Source organism: Plantibacter sp. AC185 (assembly GCF_979258065.1).
Map to the genome: position 1 here is coordinate 308,813 of NZ_OZ409831.1, position 17,040 is coordinate 325,852.

The following is a 17,040-nucleotide window of genomic DNA, read 5'->3' on the forward strand; positions in this document are numbered from 1 at the left end:
TGCCGGCAGGGCTAGAACGCTCCGCCGAAGAAACCGATGATGAGCACCGCGATCACGCCGGCGGCGAGCACCGCGGCGGCGATCGCAAGCGTCATCAGCAGCTTGTTGCTCTGGTTGGTGGTGGCCGGGACGACGTCGCGGGTGGAACCGTGGCTACTGACCGCGCGGCTGGCAGCGACCGGGGACGCTGCAGTGACCGAGGCCGGCAGCTCGTCGCCCTCGATGAGTCGGTCGATCCCTGCACCGTCGAAGTGGTTCGGGTCTTGACCGGCGGAACCCAATCCACGGGGCAGATCGATGGTTCCGGTGATGAGGATCTCGCCCGTGGAGTTGGATGTGGCGCCCGCCTCAGCCTGCGCCGGAGCGACGGGGATGATGAGCGAGCTCGTGGTGATCTGCCCCGTGCTCGTCATGCCGCTTCCGAGGAGGTCCTCGAACGCGACCTCCTTGTCGGCCTGCGAAGCCTTCTCGGCTTCGAGTGCCGCCACGAGCATGGAGTCGCGCCCGAACCCCTTCGACAGGGTCGACGCGGGGTCCTCGGAGATGTCGTCGCGGTCCGAGACGTCGAAGAGCGAACCGGTGGCCACCGGCGCCGCAGCGGCGGGAGTCGCGGGAGGCGTCGGCGCCTCGGCGGACCGGGCCTTGGCTGCGCGTTCGTCGGCGGCGGCCCGCTCAGCGGCCTTGCGTTCAGCCGCCTTGCGTTCGGCGGCCTGGCGTTCTGCGGCCTGCTGTTCTTCCGCCTTGCGCTCGGCGGCCTGGCGCTGCTCGGCCTGCTTGCTGGCCTCGGCTTCGCGGCGCTCCTGCTCGGCTGCAGCGGCAGCCTTGGCGTCCGCTTCCTGCTGCGCGAGCTTCGCGGCCTGCTGACGGGCCGCCTTGTTCTGCTTCTGGGGCGGAGCGACCACCTGATCGGGCGTCCGCGGCGGCAGGGCTACCGAGGGGACCGGCTGCTCGACCGGAGGAGCGACCGGCGCTGCCGGGGAGCCCACCTGTTCGATCGAGCCGGTGCGCTCGAGTTCTCGCAACTGACGGCGCGTGAGTCCACCGGTCGGTGCCGGAGCAGGTGCACCGGATGCCGGAGCGCTCGACGACGGCGCGGGTGACGTGGACGCAGGCGCTGGAGCGCTCTCATCGCGCGGCGTGGTCTGCTCGGGGATCGCTCCCCCGGCGACGGGATCGGATGTCGACGCGCGTCGTGTCCGTGGCGCAGTAGCGTCCGTCGTCGCTTCGTCAGCGGACGTCGACGGCTGCTGGCTCGCTCGAGCCTGTCGCCTGGTCAGGGGCGCATCCTCTGGCAACGCGGTCATGTGGCTTCACTCCGATACAGGTGGTGCTTGGTGATGTACTGCACGACACCGTCGGGAACCAGATACCAGACCGGAAAGCCTTTGCTCACCCGGCTCCGGCAATCCGTCGACGATATCGCTAGGGCCGGAACTTCCAACAAGCTTACGTCGTGCTGTGGTAATCCGGAAACGTTCAAATCGTGTCCCGGTCTACTCACAGCGACGAAGTGAGCGAGGTCCCACACCTCTCTGACGTCTTTCCAACTGAGGATCTGGGCGATCGCATCGGCACCCGTGATGAAGAACAGCTCGGCATCGGGACGCTTGCGGCGCAGATCGCGCAGCGTGTCGATCGTGTACGTCGGTCCGGCTCGGTCGATGTCGACCCGGCTGACGGTGAAGCGGGGGTTCGCTGCAGTGGCGATCACGGTCATGAGGTACCGGTGCTCACTGTCGCTCACGCCCGACTTCCGGTACGGCATGCCGGTCGGGACGAAGACGACCTCATCGAGATCGAAGTGCTGCGCGACCTCCGAGGCGGCGACGAGGTGCCCGTGGTGGATCGGGTCGAACGTCCCGCCCATGACCCCGATCCGAGGACGACGGGTCGTCGTCTCGGTGACGGGCGCGCTCACGCCGGACAGCCTAGTGGCCGTGCTCGCCGTGAGCGGAGCCCGACTCGCCCTTGTCGGCATGGCGGTTGGCGACGTCGCGGTAGCTGAAGGTCACGGCGCCGAGGATGGCGAACAGCACGAGGGCGACCGCGCCGAACACCCAGGTCGGTGCGGCGAGTTCGACAGCGTGCTCCGATTCAGCCAGTACGGCGGTGGCCAAGACGGACGCGGCAATCGACATGATCTCTCCTTCTGTGCGACGCCTCGTGACGCCCGTACCAGTCTAGCGACTACCGACGGGTGTGGCCCGAACCACGCACGAGCCACTTCGTACTCGTGAGTTCCGGCAGTCCCATCGGTCCGCGGGCATGGAGCTTCTGCGTCGAGATGCCGACCTCGGCGCCGAATCCGAACTCGGCGCCGTCGGTGAAGCGGGTCGAGGCGTTGACCATGACGACGGCCGAATCGACCTCGGCGAGGAACCGGTCGGCGTTCACCACGTCGTTCGTGATGATCGCGTCCGTGTGTCCGGTGGAGTATCGGTCGATGTGCTCGAGCGCGGCGTCGAGGTCATCGACCACGCGCACCGAGAGCTCGAGCGACATGTGCTCGGTGGACCAGTCCTCCTCCACGGCTGGCACGACGTCGGCGAAGACCTCGCCGGCACGTTCGTCCGCGTGGATGAGCACCCCGTGCTCGCGCAGGTCGCCGAGCACGGCGGGCAGCAGGCGCGCGGCCGCAGCGCGGTGGACGAGGATCGTCTCGAGCGCGTTGCAGACCGATGGCCGCTGCACCTTGGCGTTGCGCACGATGTCGACGGCCCAGTCGAGTTCGGCACTCTCGTCGAGGAACACGTGGACGACGCCGGCGCCGGTCTCGATCACGGGGACCGTCGACTCTCTGACGACCGTCTCGATGAGTGACGCGCTCCCCCGCGGGATGAGGACGTCGATCAGGCCTCTGGCGTTCATGAGCTGCTTCGCACCGTCGCGACCGAACTCGTCGATGGTCTGTACCGCGTCCCCGGGAAGACCGACGGACTCGAGCGCCGATCGCAGCAGTCCCACGAGGACCGCGTTCGAGTGTTCCGCCGCTGACCCGCCGCGGAGCACCACGGCGTTGCCGCTCTTGATCGCGAGGGCGGCGATGTCGACCGTGACGTTCGGGCGCGCCTCGTAGATCGCGCCGACCACGCCGAACGGGACGCGTATCTGCTCGAGCTTCACCCCGTCCGGAGTGTTGCTTCCGCGGACCACCTGGCCGACCGGGTCGACGATCGCGATGACGTCGCGGACCGCCACCGCGAGCCCGTCGATGCGGCCCCGGTCGAGGCGGAGACGGTCTTGCAGGCCGACACTGATGCCCTGCTCGCGTCCCGCGACGAGGTCGCGCTCGTTGGCGGCGATGACCGCATCCGCGCCCTCGACGATCGCGACGGCGATGGCCTCGAGGGCCCGGTTCTTCTGCGCGGTGGTCGCCTGGGCGAGGACCCGGGAGGCACGCTTCGCAGCGGTGAGACGATCCGCGAGCGGCAGCACGGTGGTGGTTGGCGACGACATGCGTCGATTCTACTCAGCGGCGTCTGGTGGACGCTCTCCGCGTCACGCCGGTTGGAACCAGGTGCCGAGGTGCTCACCGCGGAGGGCGGACGCGACGTTCGTGGTCGACGTCACGAGGACGGACGTCCCCGCCTCGGCGGCCAACCGGGCGGCCGACACCTTCGTGCCCGCTCCCCCGGTGCCGACGCCCGCGGAGCCGATGTCGCCGAAGGTGACGCCCGAGAGGGTGTCTCCGAACGGGACCTCCTCGATGCGCTCGGCACCCGCTTCGTGCGGAGGGCGGGTGTACAGCGCGTCGACGTCACTCAGCAGGACGAGGACGTCGGCCGCGACGAGGACCGACACGAGGGCGGCAAGGCGGTCGTTGTCGCCGAACCGGATCTCGTGTGTCGCGACGGTGTCGTTCTCGTTGACGATCGGCAGGATGCGCAACCCGAGGAGGCGTTCCATCGCCCGCTGGGCATTGCTCCGGTGACTGGGGTTCTCGAGGTCGCCGGCGGTGAGCAGCACCTGGCCCGCGACGATGCCGAACCGGTCGAGGCTGTCCTGGTACCGGTAGATCAGCACGTTCTGCCCGACGGCGGCAGCCGCCTGCTGCGTCGCCAGGTCGCTCGGACGGGCGTCGAGGCGGAGGTAGGGCATCCCGGTCGCGATGGCGCCCGAGGACACGAGGATGACCTCGGTGCCTCGGGCGTGCGCCTCGGCCAGAGCCTCGACCAGCGCAGTGATCTGCCCGGCGTTGTCGCCACTGATCGAGGAGGACCCGACCTTCACGACGATGCGTCGCGCCGAGGGGATGCCACTGCGCTGGTGGATGGTCACCGGTCGTCGTCCTCCGTCGTGACGCCCTCGTCCTGCTGCGCGTCGGCCGGCACGGAGCCGACCTCGAAGCCCTCGTCGTCGTTCCAGAGACCGGCCGCACGTTCGCGGAGCAGCTCGGCACGGGCCTCGGCCTTGGCGTCCATGCGCTCGAAGTACTCGTCGCGACGCTGGTTGCGCGTCGGGCGGTGGCTCGCATCGAGACGCGGGTCCGTTCCACGCGGCTGCGTCAGCAGTTCCGCGGTGCTCGTCAGTGTGGGCTCCCAGTCGAAGACCACACCGCCACCCGCACCGATCATCACGGTCGCGCCGGCGACGGCACCGGCCTTGAAGAGCGCCTCTTCGACGCCGAGCTTCGCCAGTCGGTCCGCGAGGAACCCGACGGCCTCCTCGTTGTTGAAGTCCGTCTGCTGCACCCAGCGTTCCGGCTTCGCGCCGAGGATGCGGTAGAGGTTGCCGTAGGTGCCACCCTCGACCGTGACGGTGAACTTGGAGTCGTCGACGGGCTTCGGGCGCAGCACGATCCGGGGCTTCGCGGCCTCGAGGGCTGCGCGGGCGCGGCTCTCCTCGACGAGCTCGCTCAACGCGAACGAGAGCTGTCGGAGGCCTTCGCGCGAGACCGTCGAGATCTCGAAGACCTTGTAGCCGCGCGCCTCGAGGTCGGGACGCAGGAACTCCGCGAGCTCCCTCGCCTCCGGGACGTCGATCTTGTTGAGCGCGATGAGCTGCGGACGCTCGACCAGCGGCGTCTGCCCCTCCGGCACCGGGTAGGCGGCGAGCTCGGCCAGGATGATGTCGAGGTCGCTGATGGGGTCGCGTCCCGGTTCGAGCGTCGCGCAGTCCAGCACGTGCAGGAGCGCGGAGCAGCGCTCGACGTGACGCAGGAACTCGAGACCGAGGCCCTTGCCCTCACTTGCGCCCTCGATGAGTCCGGGGACGTCCGCCATGGTGTAGCGGACCTCGCCGGCCTCGACGACGCCGAGGTTCGGGTGCAGGGTGGTGAACGGGTAGTCCGCGATCTTGGGTTTCGCCGCGGACATCGCCGCGATGAGGCTGGACTTGCCGGCGGAGGGGTACCCGACGAGCGCGACGTCGGCGACGGTCTTCAGCTCGAGGAGGACGTCGCCTTCCCAGCCGGGCGTGCCGAGCAGCGCGAAGCCTGGGGCCTTGCGCTTGGTCGACGAGAGTGCCGCGTTCCCGAGGCCGCCCTGGCCGCCGGGAGCGACGACGAACTCCATGCCGGGCTCGACGAAGTCGACGAGTTCGACGCCGTCGACGTCCTTGACGACCGTCCCGACGGGGACCGGCAGGATGAGCGTCTCGCCCTGGAACCCGTTGCGGTGGTCGCCCATGCCGAAGCCGCCGGTGTCGGAGCTCCGGTGCGGTGACCGGTGGTATCCGAGCAGCGTCGTGATCTGAGGATCGGACACGAGCACGATGTCACCACCGTGTCCGCCGTTGCCGCCATCGGGGCCGGCCAGCGGCTTGAACTTCTCGCGCTTCACGGAGACGCAGCCGTTGCCGCCGCCGCCCGCTCGCAGGTGCAGTGTGACCCGGTCGACGAATGTGACCATGGACGCTCAGCCCCTCTCTGGATCATGGAACTCGGTTGTACGACAGCAGGGGCGGGCCGAAGCCCGCCCCCTGCTGGAAAGACGTTGTTGCTACTCTGCAGCAGCGACGATGTTGACGACCTTGCGGCCACCCTTGTTGCCGAACTGCACGGAGCCGGCCTCGAGGGCGAACAGCGTGTCGTCGCCGCCACGACCGACGTTGGCGCCGGGGTGGAAGTGCGTGCCGCGCTGACGGACGAGGATCTCGCCCGCGAGGACGACCTGGCCGCCGAAGCGCTTCACACCGAGACGCTGTGCGTTGGAGTCACGACCGTTGCGAGTGGAACTCGCACCCTTCTTGTGTGCCATCTCTTCTTCTCCTCGATGCCTTACTTGATGCCGGTGATCTTGACGCGCGTGAGCTCCTGACGGTGCCCCTGACGCTTCTTGTAACCGGTCTTGTTCTTGAACTTCTGGATGATGATCTTCGGACCGCGGAGGTTCTCGAGCACCTCGGCCGTCACCGTGATCTTGGCGAGCGACTTCGCGTCGGAGATGATCTTCTCACCGTCGACGTGGAGCACCGCGGGAAGCTCGATGTTGCCATCCTTGTCGGCCTTGACCCGGTCCATCGTGACGATGGTTCCGATCTCGACCTTCTCCTGCCGTCCTCCGGCGCGCACAACTGCGTAAACCACTACGTACCCGTTCTTTGGGGAGCGAAACGCTCCGACTGACTGTTGCTGGAAGTTACTGCTCGGAAAGGCTCGAACACGTGGGACACCTTGATGGCAGAAAACCGTTGGGCGTGGCATTGAAAACTCAATGCACACCAACGGTCGAGTTTACTTCATCGTGCAGTCCAGGTCAAACCAGTGGGCACAGAACCTCGTGACCGAGGCTGTTCCTCACGGCTCCCACACCGGACGCACTCGACCAGTGTACCCCGGGGGCTCCTGAACGCCGGCCGGGTGCCCGGCGCGTCCGGCCACGGACGGGAATCGCGCGAGGGGCCCGATGGTTGGATGGAGGCATGACGGTGCTCATCGATCCCCCGCTGTGGCCGGCGCACGGCACGCTCTGGTCCCACGTGGTGAGCGACAGCTCCCTGGAGGAGCTGCACGCCTTCGCCGGACGCACCGGGCTCCCGCCGCGATCGTTCGACCTCGACCACTACGACGTCCCCGCCGAGCGCCATGCCTCGCTCGTGGCGGCCGGCGCCGTCGCGGTGACCGGCGGCGAACTCGTTCGTCGACTCATCGCCAGCGGCTTGCGCATCACCGCACGCGAACGGCGCGCCTCCCGAGGAGACGCGCCGTCCTGATGCGACCTGACTATTCGGCCTGACGCTGGGCGCCGTCCGAGCCGACGGCCTGTCCGCCCGCGAGTGAAGCGGTCGACACCCGGCGGCTCCGGCCGCGACCCTGGCCCGGCTGCTTCGGCTCGGGGAGCGCGTCGAGGACGGACTCGAGCAGGTGCTCGGGGTCCGCGACGGCTGCGCGACGCGGCTTGTCGGCGACCGGTGCGATCGGCAGGTCGAGCAAGGCCAGCGTCGGGGCCGCGGATTCGGTCGGCGCCTCGGTGGAGCGCTCCTCCGAAGCACCCCGGCGGGACCCGTCACCGCCACGACGACGCGGTTCGCGCTTCTCGCGCCGGCTCCGACGACCGTCGTGCGATCCGGACTGATCCTCCGGTGACGTCGTGGACTCGTCCGCGACCGACTCCTCGGAACCCTGCGCCTCTACGTGCTGCGACTGTGTGTGCTGTGCCTCGGCCACGACGGCGTCGGCCACGGCCTCGGCGGCGGCGAGCTCCTCGTGGTGCAGCGTGCGCGCCGCGATCAAGGCGAGCGCGTTCTTCGCGTCGTCGGTGATCCCGTGCGTCTGTCCGGCCGGCTTCTGCTGAGCGCCCTGGCCGTTCGAGGACGGCTGGCCGCCCTGGGACCCGCCCTTGCCGCGCCGACGCTGCTGCTCCGGCTGCGGCGTCTGGCGGTGCTTCACGACGGGGTCGTGGTGCACGACCACGCCGCGTCCGGCGCAGACCTCGCAGGGCTCGCTGAACGTCTCGAGCAGGCCGAGGCCGAGCTTCTTACGCGTCATCTGCACGAGACCGAGCGAGGTGACCTCGGCGACCTGGTGCTTCGTGCGGTCGCGGCTGAGGCACTCCACGAGGCGGCGCAGCACGAGGTCGCGGTTCGACTCGAGCACCATGTCGATGAAGTCGACGACGATGATCCCGCCGATGTCGCGCAGTCGCAGCTGACGCACGACCTCCTCGGCGGCCTCGAGGTTGTTCTTGGTGACCGTCTCCTCGAGGTTGCCGCCGGAACCGACGAACTTCCCCGTGTTGACGTCGACGACCGTCATGGCCTCGGTGCGGTCGATCACGAGGGATCCGCCGGACGGCAGCCAGACCTTGCGGTCGAGCGCCTTCTCGATCTGCTCGGCGATGCGGTAGTCGACGAAGGAGTCGCCCGTGCCGTCGTACGGCTCGACACGCTCGAGCAGGTCGGGGGCGACGCCGCGCAGGTAGCTCTGGATGTCCTGCAGCGCGTCCGAGCCCTGGATGACGAGCTTGTGGAAGTCCTCGTTGAAGACGTCGCGGATGATCTTGATGAGCAGGTCGGGCTCGCTGTGCAGCAGTGCCGGTGACTGGACCGTCTCGATCTGACGGGAGATCTCCGACCACTGCGACTTCAGCCGCGTGACGTCGAGCGTGAGCTGTTCCTCGGTCGCGCCCTCGGCGGCCGTGCGGACGATGACGCCGACGTTCTCCGGGAGGACCTCCTTGAGGATCTTCTTCAGGCGGGCGCGCTCCGTGTCGGGCAGCTTGCGCGAGATGCCGTTCATCGAGCCGTTCGGCACGTAGACGAGGTACCGACCGGGGAGCGAGACCTGACTCGTCAGGCGCGCGCCCTTGTGTCCGACCGGGTCCTTCGTGACCTGGACGAGGACCTTGTCGCCGCCCTTGAGCGCGAGCTCGATCCGGCGGGGCTGGTTGCCCGTCTCCACGGAGTCCCAGTCGACCTCGCCGGAGTAGAGCACCGCGTTGCGTCCGCGACCGATGTCGACGAACGCCGCCTCCATGCTGGGCAGGACGTTCTGCACACGGCCGAGGTAGACGTTGCCGATGAGCGACGCCTCCTGGCTCCTGGCGACGTAGTGCTCCACGAGCACGCCGTCCTCCAGCACGCCGATCTGCGTCTTGCCGTTCTTGGAGCGGACGACCATGACACGGTCGACCGATTCGCGGCGGGCGAGGAACTCGGCCTCGGTGACGACCGGACGACGACGACCGGCGTCGCGTCCGTCACGGCGACGCTGCTTCTTGGCCTCGAGCCTCGTCGAGCCGCGCACCTTCTGCGGTTCGGTGATGAGTTCCGGCTCACGCGGCGTGCGGACCTTGACCACGTTGCGGGTGTCGGGGCGCGAGTCGCCACCCCGCTCGCCCTGCTCCGGTCCGTCCTCGCCGGCACGACGACGCGTGCGACGCCTCGACGAGCTGAGCTCCGCCTCGAGCGGTTCGTCGTCGCGGTGGACGATCGGCGGCAGGTCGGGCGCCTGGAACAGCAGCATGGTGGTCGGTGGACGCACCGGTGCGGCCGCAGTCTTCTGCTCGTCGGGCCCGGTCGCCTGGGCGTCCGTCTCGGTGCTGGTCGACTCGTCCGCCGTCTCGGGCGTCGTGAGGTGCTGGTCGGTCGGTTCGTGCTCGGTCCCCGGCGTGGCCGGATCCTCGGTGTGCTCTTTCACCATTCCTGGTGTACTCCCCTATGCCGGGTCGGTGGCCGCGCCACCCTCCGGTTCTTCGTCTCGTGCGTGCGGCCGCGGGTGCAGCCGTTCGCAAATCCTGTGTGATCGCTGGCTCTCGGAGCTCTCACGATCGTGCCGGCACGTGCCGGCGGGTCCTGGGCTCTCATTGCCCAACAAGCCTGTTGTGTCGTGCGGTCGAGCGCGGCTCGGGCACCACCCCACGATTATCGCACGAACAGGGCCGACGGTCCTGAGTACGGACCACCCGGGCATGTCCCGCCACCGTTCAGGCGGGCGTGCGAGAATCAGGGCGTGTCAACTCCGGTCATCGACGCGCGCCCCAGGGGCCTCGCGATCTTCCTCATCGTCGCAGGTGTCATCGGGTGGATCGCGGCGTTCGCGCTCACCCTCGACAAGTTCCAGCTCCTGCAGGATCCGAACGCCCAGCTCGGCTGCAATCTGAGCATCCTCGTGCAGTGCGGGGTCAACCTGAACTCCTGGCAGGGTGCCATCCTCGGATTCCCGAATCCGATCATCGGCCTCGCCGCCTGGATCGCCCCGATCGCCGTCGGCGTCGCGGTCCTCGCCGGTGCGCAGTTCGCGCGGTGGTTCTGGATCGCCTTCAACATCGGGTTCCTCGGTGCGCTGGGATTCGTCATCTGGCTGATCTCGCAGAGCATCTTCGTCCTCGGCACGCTGTGCCCGTGGTGCATGGTCACCTGGTCGGTGACGATCCCCTCGTTCATCGCGGTGACCTCGTTCACCCTGCGGAACGGCATCATCCCGGCGTCCCCCGCCGTCCGCCGCGTCGCCGGGGTCGTGTCCTCGTGGATCGTGGTGGTGACGCTCGGGTGCTACCTCGTGGTGGCGGTCATCGCCCAGCTCCGCCTCGACGTCCTGTCCTACCTGTAGCCGGTGGCGGCCCGAACGGCCGCCGGACGCGCACGACGAAGCCCGCCCCCGGAATCGGAGGCGGGCTTCGTCGTGCGGAGTCGGTGCGTCAGGCGAACCAGAGCGCGAGCTCGCGGGAGGCGGACTCGGGGCTGTCCGAGCCGTGGACGAGGTTCTGCTGGACCTTGAGGCCCCAGTCGCGGCCGAAGTCGCCGCGGATGGTCCCGGGCGCGGCGGTGGTCGGGTCGGTCGTGCCGGCGAGCGAGCGGAAGCCCTCGATGACACGGTTGCCGGCGACGCGGATCGCGACGACGGGACCGCTCAGCATGAACTCGACGAGGGGCTCGTAGAACGGCTTGCCCTCGTGCTCGGCGTAGTGGGCGGCCAGCAGCTCGCGGTCCGGCTCGACCATGCGCAGGTCCACGAGCGAATAGCCCTTCGCCTCGATCCGACGGAGGATCTCGCCGGTCAGGTTGCGTGCGACGCCGTCAGGCTTCACGAGTACCAGGGTTTCTTCAACAGCCACGGTCAATCCTTCGCTTCTCGGTAGAGCGCCTGCTGACGCTCGATCTTGTCGCCTTGGACCATCGCATAGGTCCAGACGGCTGCGGCCATCCCGCCGACGAGGAACATCATCGGCACGAGCAGGCCGGTAGCCACGATAGCGGCTTGCACCGCCCAGCCCAGCCAATACCCCCAGCGGAATCGCAGGAGCGGGATCGTCGCGACGATGATCAGACACAGCACCGCTCCGCCGATCAACGCGACCGGGGCCGGGAGGGCCTTCAGCCCGAAGATGACGAGCGCGCCGAGGAACATGACGATCATCTCGAAGCCGAGGATGATCGATCCGAGGGTCTGCTTGATGCTCCGTGGAGCCCGACTCCGTGCCATGCCGCTCATGCGGTCGCCTTCCATTCCCGGTCGTCGGCGATCTCGATCGCCTCGCCCACGAGGGTGATCGAGCCGGTGATCACCACCAGCCGGCGCGGCGCCTCCTCGGCCCAGCGCCGTGCGTCCTCAGCGGCCTCGTCGAGCGTGTCGGCGAAGGTCGACGCCGGCAGGTCGAGCGACGCGGCGAGGCGCGAGAGCTCCTCGGCGGGGATCGCCCGCTCCGACTCCGACTGGGTGAAGAAGAAGCCGGATGCGGCGGGCGCCAGGGTCGTCAGGATGCCGGCGGCGTCCTTGTCCTGGAGGATGCCGACCACGAAGGCGATCTCGTCGACGTCGAAGTAGCTGCCGAGTGCGGCGACCAGGGATGCAGCACCGTGCGGGTTGTGCGCAGCGTCGACGAGCACGGTCGGCTCGGTGCCGATGAGCTGCAGACGCCCCGGGGAGGCGACCTCGGTGAGGCCCTCCGCGAGGACGTCCTCCGCGATCGGCTGGGTCGCTCCGCCGAGGAACGCCTCGACCGCGGCGATCGCGAGCGTCGCGTTCCGTCCCTGGTGGTCCCCGTAGAGCGGGAGGTACAGCTCCGGGTAGGTGCCGGCGCGCCCTCGGACGGTGATGAGCTGTCCGCCCACCGCCACGGCGTCCTGCACGAGGGCGAACTCCTCACCTTCGAACACGGCCGGGTCGTCGACCGCCGCGGCGGCGTCGACGATCGCCTGACGCGCGTCGGGGTGCTGCGCGGCCGAGACCACCTGCGCACCGGGCTTGATGATCCCGGCCTTGGTGCGCGCGATCTCGGCGATCGTCTTGCCGAGCCGCTGCACGTGGTCGAGGTCGATCGGCGTGAAGACGGCGACCTCGGCATCGGCGGCGTTCGTCGAGTCCCAGGCACCGCCCATCCCCACCTCGACGACGGCGACGTCGACGGGGGCGTCGCCGAAGCAGGCGAATCCCAGGACGGTGAGCGCCTCGAAGAAGGTCAGCGCGGGCTCACCCGCCTCCGTCAGCTCGGCGTCGACCATCGCCAGATACGGCTTGATGTCGTCCCAGTTCCTGGCGACGGCCTCGTCCGAGATCCGCTCGCCGTCGATCCCGATGCGCTCGGTGAACCGGACGAGGTGCGGGCTCGTGAAGAGACCGGTGCGGAGCCCGTGGGCGCGGAGGATGCTCTCGATCATGCGGGCCGTGCTCGTCTTGCCGTTCGTTCCGGCGATCTGGATGATCGCGAAGGACGACTCCGGGTTGCCGAGGAGCTCGAGCGCCCGCTTGGTGGCACCGAGACGCGGCTGCGGCTGCGCCTCCCCCAGCCGTTCCAGAAGCTCGCGGTACACGGCGTCGGCGGCATCGGCCGCGGACAACTCGTCTCCGGGGATCAGGTCATCGGACATCGGCGGTCTCCTCTGCACGTGCGACGGTCACGGTGAAGGCTCCGGCGTTGCCGAACTTCCCGGCCGCGAACGACTGGGCGAAGCCCGACGCTCCAGCCTGGGCCTCGTCGTCGGACCAGGTCAGGGACGTCGCCAGGGTGTCGCCGGCGAGGTCGACCACGTCGAGGGCACTGCGCACCGCGCGTTCGTCGGCGTCGTCCTCGAATCGGAGCTGCAGCCGGATCCGGTCGCTCACCTGCAGGTCCGCCGCCTTCCGGGTGTCCTGCACGGCACGGATGATGTCTCGGGCGAGTCCCTCCGCTTCGAGCTCGGGCGTCAGCGTGGTCTCGAGTAGGGCGAAGCCACCCGAAGGCAGGAGCGCGAGCGCAACGCCACCGGCGGCGCCCGAGGACGCCTCCATGACGAGCTCGTACTCGCCGTCGACGAGCTCGATGCCGCCGGCCGTGACCGTGCCGTCGACCTCGGACCAGTCGCCGCTCCGAGCGCCCTTGATCGCCTGCTGCACCGTCTTGCCGAGGCGCGGGCCCGCCGCGCGGGCGTTGATCGAGAGGCGCGAGGTGACGCCGAACTCGGTGCCGCTGGTGTCGGTCAACTCGGCGAAGGAGACGGCCTTGAGGTTGAGCTCCTCGCGGAGGATCGCCTCGAACGGGGCGAGCGACGCGGGGTCGGGCGTGACCACGGTGAGCGATGCGAGCGGCAACCGGACACGGAGACCGGCCTGCTTGCGGAGGGCGAGGGTGACACCCGAGACCTCGCGGACCCGGTCCATCGCCTCGACGAGTGCCGCGTCCTCCGGGAACGCCTCGGGCTCCGGCCAGTCGGTGAGGTGCACACTGCGCTCGCCCGTCAGGCCGGTCCAGATCTGCTCCGTGATGAGCGGCAGGAGCGGAGCGGCGACCCGGCAGTACGTCTCGAGGACGGTGTAGAGCGTGTCGAAGGCGTCGCGGTCGAAGACGCCGCCGTCGGTCGACCAGAAGCGGTCGCGGGAACGACGCACGTACCAGTTGGTCAGGACGTCCGCGAAGTCCCGCAGCGAGGCCGCTGCGAGGGTCGCGTCGAACGCCTCGAGGTGGTCGGTCACCGTGACGACGAGCTCACGTGTCTTGGCGAGGATGTAGCGGTCGAGGACGTCGGTGGAGTCCGTGCGCCACTCGGCGTCGTAGCCACCAGGGACCGCCGTGTTGGCGTACAGCGAGAAGAAGTACCAGGTGTTCCACAACGGCAGCATCACCTGGCGGACGCCCTCACGGATGCCCTCCTCCGTCACGACGAGGTTGCCGCCGCGCAGCACCGAGCTCGACATGAGGAACCAGCGCATGGCGTCGGAGCCGTCGCGGTCGAAGACCTCGTTGACGTCCGGGTAGTTGCGCAGCGACTTCGACATCTTCTGGCCGTCGCTGCCGAGGACGATGCCGTGGCTCACGACGCTCGTGAACGCCGGCCGGTCGAACAGCGCGGTCGACAGCACGTGCAGGAGGTAGAACCACCCACGCGTCTGGCCGATGTACTCGACGATGAAGTCCGCGGGGCTGTGCGAGTCGAACCACTCGCGGTTCTCGAACGGGTAGTGCACCTGGGCGAACGGCATCGATCCGGAGTCGAACCAGACGTCGAGGACGTCGGTGATGCGGCGCATCGTCGACCGGCCGGTGGGGTCGTCGGGGTTCGGCCGCGTGAGCTCGTCGATGTACGGGCGGTGCAGATCGGTCGGGCGCACGCCGAAGTCGGCCTCGAGCTCGTCCAGCGATCCGTACACGTCGATGCGCGGGTAGGCAGGGTCGTCGCTCTTCCACACCGGGATCGGTGAGCCCCAGTACCGGTTGCGGCTGATCGACCAGTCGCGCGCACCCGCGAGCCACTTGCCGAACTGTCCGTCCTTGACGTTCTCCGGGACCCAGGTGATCTCCTGGTTGAGCTCTTCCATGCGGTCGCGGAACTCGGGCACGCGGACGAACCAGCTCGACACAGCCTTGTAGATGAGCGGCTGCTTGCAGCGCCAGCAGTGCGGGTAGGAGTGCTCGTAGCTCGCCTGACGCAGGAGGCGGCCCTGTGCCTTCAACAACTGGGTGAGCGGCTTGTTGGCGTCGAAGACCTGGAGACCTGCGACGTCGGACACCTCCGGGAGGAACTTCCCGCCGTCGTCGACGGAGACGATCACCGGGATACCGGCGGCCTCGCACACCTTCTGGTCCTCTTCACCGTAGGCGGGGGCCTGGTGCACGATGCCGGTGCCGTCCTCGGTCGACACGTAGTCGGCGACGAGGATGCGCCAGGCCTGCTCCATGCCCCACTCGGCGTCGGCGTAGTAGTCCCAGAGGCGGTCGTAGGAGACGCCTTCGAGCTCGCGCCCGACGATCGTCCGGGAGACGGCGGCCTGCGCCTCGGCCGCGGAGTCGTAGCCGAGGTCCTTCGCGTAGTTGCCGAGCAGCGCCGAGGCGATGAGGTACTCGCCGCCGAGGACCTCGGTGTCGGCGTGGGCGGAGCCCTCCTCGCGGAGCACCGTGGCGTCGGGGGTGCCGTTCGGGCCGGCCGGGACGACCGCGTATTCGATGTCGGGCCCGACGGCGAGCGCGGCGTTCGTCGGCAGGGTCCAGGGCGTGGTCGTCCAGGCGAGCGCGCGGACGGCGGTGAGCCCGAGGCTCTCGGCCTTCGGACCGACCAACGGGAAGGTGACCGTGACGGTCTGGTCCTGGCGGGAGCGGTAGACGTCGTCGTCCATCCGCAGCTCGTGGTTGGAGAGCGGCGTCTGGTCGCGCCAGCAGTAGGGCAGCACCCGGTAGCCCTCGTAGGCGAGGCCCTTGTCGTGGAGCTGCTTGAAGGCCCAGATGACCGACTCCATGTAGGTCACGTCGAGGGTCTTGTAGTCGTGCTCGAAGTCGACCCAACGCGCCTGGCGCGTCACGTAGTCCTGCCACTCCTCCGTGTAGCGGAGGACGGAGTCGCGTGCGACCTGGTTGAACGCGGCGAGCCCCATCTCGTCGATCTGGCGCTTGTCGGTGATGCCGAGCTGGCGCTCCGCCTCGAGCTCGGCGGGGAGGCCGTGGGTGTCCCAGCCGAACCGGCGGTGCACCTGCTTGCCGCGCATCGTCTGGAACCGGGGGAAGAGGTCCTTGGCGTAGCCCGTGAGGAGGTGACCGTAGTGCGGGAGGCCGTTCGCGAAGGGCGGGCCGTCGTAGAACACCCACTCCGGAGCGCCCTCGCGCTGGTCGATGGAGGCCTGGAAGGTGCCGTCGGCGGCCCAACGGGCGAGCACCCCCTCCTCGATCGAGGGGAAGCTGGGCGACGGCGTCACGCCGAACGCAGCGCCGTTCGACGCCGACTCGGTTGGGGTCGGTTCCTGGGACTTCGGGTAGCTCATCGTTCTCCTGGCAGGTCTCGTGGGTCCTGCGAGGACGCCGGCGTTGCCGACGCGGTACCACCCCGCTTGCCGCTCCACTGGAACGGCCGCTCTGCATCGGCTGTGACGGGCCTGACCCGCTCGGTTCTACTGGGCTCCCGCTGAGCGGTCGCTGTTCTGCCGAGGACTCCCCGGTGATGGCCGGATCGATGTCGATGGTCCCATCGTACAGCCTGCGGAGCGGCTGCGAGGAGGGTCGGCTACGAGGAGCTCGGCCCGTCGATCCGGGCGAGGGCGCGGCCGTACCCGTCCACCACCGGAGCGATCGCGCGGCGGAGGTAGTCGCCGAGCTCGCCCCGGCCGACACCTGCGGCCGCCCAGGCCCCGGCGCCGGCGACGATCGCGCCGGCGAGTGCCGCTGCAGCGGAACGGATCGTCAGCTCGTCGGCGCGGACGGCGAGGCGGGCGAGCGAGACCCGGAGCACGGCTTGGAGACGCAGCAGACGTTCGAGACCGGACGCCTGCAGCTCCCACGCGGTGTCCATCAGCTCGATCTGTGTCAGTGCCCAGGGCACGGCGCCGTTCGAGCGCTCCTCGGCGATACCCAGGAGGGCGGATTGTAGGGACGGCATCGCGTCGGCGACGTCCGTTGCAGGGGTGTCCCCGCCTGCGGCGAGCGCCCGTTCGAGTCCGGCGAGCGCGGCGTCGACGTCGACCCAGAGGACGTCGCTCTTGGAGCCGAAGTAGTTGAAGAAGGTGTTGCGGCTGACGCCGGCGCGGCTCGCGATCTGGTCGACGGTGGTGCCGGGGTATCCCTGTTCGAGGAAGAGTTCGGCGGCCGCCTCCTCGAGGACGCGTCGGGAGGATCGTCGGGGTCTGCCGACGGCGTTCCGTGCCGGTGGTCGTGCCATGTGGGCTCCTTCCGCCGCCTGTGAGCCTAGCTGTCGTGCGAGGGG

The 17,040-nt window shown here is 69.1% G+C and carries 16 protein-coding genes; 2 read left to right on the forward strand and 14 right to left on the reverse strand.

Features of this window, described 5'->3' with window-relative positions; all coding sequences use genetic code 11:
• Positions 1-11: 11 nt before the first annotated feature.
• The 8 genes from ACZZZB_RS01385 to rplU all read right to left on the reverse strand — a co-directional run bounded on the left by ACZZZB_RS01385 (position 12) and on the right by rplU (position 6,526).
• The gene (locus ACZZZB_RS01385; protein WP_463528811.1) at positions 12-1,304 is read right to left on the reverse strand and encodes a hypothetical protein; all 1,293 of its coding nucleotides are present in this window, start codon (positions 1,302-1,304) and stop codon (positions 12-14) included.
• The gene (nadD, locus tag ACZZZB_RS01390) at positions 1,301-1,978 is read right to left on the reverse strand and encodes a nicotinate-nucleotide adenylyltransferase (RefSeq protein ID WP_463528812.1); all 678 of its coding nucleotides are present in this window, start codon (positions 1,976-1,978) and stop codon (positions 1,301-1,303) included. Before nadD ends, ACZZZB_RS01385 begins: the two co-directional genes overlap by 4 nt.
• Complete coding sequence (locus tag ACZZZB_RS01395; RefSeq protein ID WP_463528813.1) at positions 1,929-2,138, reverse strand: hypothetical protein; 210 nt, start codon at positions 2,136-2,138, stop codon at positions 1,929-1,931. The genes nadD and ACZZZB_RS01395 overlap by 50 nt, the downstream gene beginning before the upstream one ends.
• Positions 2,139-2,187: 49 nt before the next feature.
• Complete coding sequence (locus ACZZZB_RS01400) at positions 2,188-3,456, reverse strand: glutamate-5-semialdehyde dehydrogenase (protein ID WP_463528814.1); 1,269 nt, start codon at positions 3,454-3,456, stop codon at positions 2,188-2,190.
• 42 nt (positions 3,457-3,498) lie between these two features.
• Entirely contained in the window at positions 3,499-4,278 is a 780-nt protein-coding gene (gene proB / locus ACZZZB_RS01405; RefSeq protein ID WP_079002325.1) for a glutamate 5-kinase, read from the reverse strand.
• Positions 4,275-5,849, reverse strand: a complete 1,575-nt coding sequence (gene obgE, locus ACZZZB_RS01410) for a GTPase ObgE (RefSeq protein ID WP_079705726.1) — start codon at positions 5,847-5,849, stop codon at positions 4,275-4,277. The genes proB and obgE overlap by 4 nt, the downstream gene beginning before the upstream one ends.
• A 90-nt stretch (positions 5,850-5,939) precedes the next feature.
• Positions 5,940-6,197 carry a 50S ribosomal protein L27 gene (gene rpmA, locus ACZZZB_RS01415; RefSeq protein ID WP_056006626.1) on the reverse strand — a complete coding sequence of 86 codons (258 nt, stop codon included), beginning with the start codon at positions 6,195-6,197 and terminating at the stop codon, positions 5,940-5,942.
• Positions 6,198-6,217: 20 nt separating this feature from the next.
• Complete coding sequence (gene rplU / locus ACZZZB_RS01420; protein WP_079002324.1) at positions 6,218-6,526, reverse strand: 50S ribosomal protein L21; 309 nt, start codon at positions 6,524-6,526, stop codon at positions 6,218-6,220.
• Between the two features lie 335 nt (positions 6,527-6,861).
• Between rplU and ACZZZB_RS01425 the strand changes: the two genes are divergently transcribed.
• Entirely contained in the window at positions 6,862-7,152 is a 291-nt protein-coding gene (locus tag ACZZZB_RS01425) for a DUF4031 domain-containing protein (protein ID WP_064295598.1), read from the forward strand.
• 10 nt (positions 7,153-7,162) lie between these two features.
• Here the strand turns inward: ACZZZB_RS01425 and ACZZZB_RS01430 are convergent, their stop codons facing one another.
• Positions 7,163-9,580 carry an Rne/Rng family ribonuclease gene (locus ACZZZB_RS01430; protein WP_192018078.1) on the reverse strand — a complete coding sequence of 806 codons (2,418 nt, stop codon included), beginning with the start codon at positions 9,578-9,580 and terminating at the stop codon, positions 7,163-7,165.
• Between the two features lie 309 nt (positions 9,581-9,889).
• Between ACZZZB_RS01430 and ACZZZB_RS01435 the strand changes: the two genes are divergently transcribed.
• Complete coding sequence (locus tag ACZZZB_RS01435; protein WP_079705724.1) at positions 9,890-10,489, forward strand: vitamin K epoxide reductase family protein; 600 nt, start codon at positions 9,890-9,892, stop codon at positions 10,487-10,489.
• A gap of 88 nt (positions 10,490-10,577) precedes the next feature.
• Here ACZZZB_RS01435 and ndk read toward each other — a convergent pair whose 3' ends face one another.
• The 5 genes from ndk to ACZZZB_RS01460 all read right to left on the reverse strand — a co-directional run bounded on the left by ndk (position 10,578) and on the right by ACZZZB_RS01460 (position 16,995).
• Positions 10,578-10,994, reverse strand: coding sequence for a nucleoside-diphosphate kinase (gene ndk / locus ACZZZB_RS01440; protein WP_064295600.1), 417 nt, complete (start codon positions 10,992-10,994; stop codon positions 10,578-10,580).
• A gap of 2 nt (positions 10,995-10,996) precedes the next feature.
• Positions 10,997-11,371, reverse strand: coding sequence for a DUF4233 domain-containing protein (locus ACZZZB_RS01445; RefSeq protein WP_064295611.1), 375 nt, complete (start codon positions 11,369-11,371; stop codon positions 10,997-10,999).
• Positions 11,368-12,747 carry a bifunctional folylpolyglutamate synthase/dihydrofolate synthase gene (locus ACZZZB_RS01450; RefSeq protein WP_463528815.1) on the reverse strand — a complete coding sequence of 460 codons (1,380 nt, stop codon included), beginning with the start codon at positions 12,745-12,747 and terminating at the stop codon, positions 11,368-11,370. The genes ACZZZB_RS01445 and ACZZZB_RS01450 overlap by 4 nt, the downstream gene beginning before the upstream one ends.
• Positions 12,737-16,105, reverse strand: a complete 3,369-nt coding sequence (ileS, locus tag ACZZZB_RS01455) for an isoleucine--tRNA ligase (protein ID WP_463528816.1) — start codon at positions 16,103-16,105, stop codon at positions 12,737-12,739. The genes ACZZZB_RS01450 and ileS overlap by 11 nt, the downstream gene beginning before the upstream one ends.
• Before the next feature lie 239 nt (positions 16,106-16,344).
• Complete coding sequence (locus tag ACZZZB_RS01460) at positions 16,345-16,995, reverse strand: TetR/AcrR family transcriptional regulator (protein WP_463528817.1); 651 nt, start codon at positions 16,993-16,995, stop codon at positions 16,345-16,347.
• Between the last annotated feature and the right edge of the window lie 45 nt (positions 16,996-17,040).

What these genes read in the sequence shown, in the direction of transcription:
- ACZZZB_RS01385 (WP_463528811.1), bottom strand. Translation starts at nt 1,304, where the DNA reads ATGACCGCGTTGCCAGAGGATGCGCCCCTGACCAGGCGACAGGCTCGA.
- nadD (WP_463528812.1), bottom strand. Translation starts at nt 1,978, where the DNA reads ATGCCGACAAGGGCGAGTCGGGCTCCGCTCACGGCGAGCACGGCCACT.
- ACZZZB_RS01395 (WP_463528813.1), bottom strand. Translation starts at nt 2,138, where the DNA reads ATGTCGATTGCCGCGTCCGTCTTGGCCACCGCCGTACTGGCTGAATCG.
- ACZZZB_RS01400 (WP_463528814.1), bottom strand. Translation starts at nt 3,456, where the DNA reads ATGTCGTCGCCAACCACCACCGTGCTGCCGCTCGCGGATCGTCTCACC.
- obgE (WP_079705726.1), bottom strand. Translation starts at nt 5,849, where the DNA reads ATGGTCACATTCGTCGACCGGGTCACACTGCACCTGCGAGCGGGCGGC.
- rpmA (WP_056006626.1), bottom strand. Translation starts at nt 6,197, where the DNA reads ATGGCACACAAGAAGGGTGCGAGTTCCACTCGCAACGGTCGTGACTCC.
- ACZZZB_RS01425 (WP_064295598.1), top strand. Translation starts at nt 6,862, where the DNA reads ATGACGGTGCTCATCGATCCCCCGCTGTGGCCGGCGCACGGCACGCTC.
- ACZZZB_RS01430 (WP_192018078.1), bottom strand. Translation starts at nt 9,580, where the DNA reads ATGGTGAAAGAGCACACCGAGGATCCGGCCACGCCGGGGACCGAGCAC.
- ACZZZB_RS01445 (WP_064295611.1), bottom strand. Translation starts at nt 11,371, where the DNA reads ATGAGCGGCATGGCACGGAGTCGGGCTCCACGGAGCATCAAGCAGACC.
- ACZZZB_RS01450 (WP_463528815.1), bottom strand. Translation starts at nt 12,747, where the DNA reads ATGTCCGATGACCTGATCCCCGGAGACGAGTTGTCCGCGGCCGATGCC.
- ileS (WP_463528816.1), bottom strand. Translation starts at nt 16,105, where the DNA reads ATGAGCTACCCGAAGTCCCAGGAACCGACCCCAACCGAGTCGGCGTCG.
- ACZZZB_RS01460 (WP_463528817.1), bottom strand. Translation starts at nt 16,995, where the DNA reads ATGGCACGACCACCGGCACGGAACGCCGTCGGCAGACCCCGACGATCC.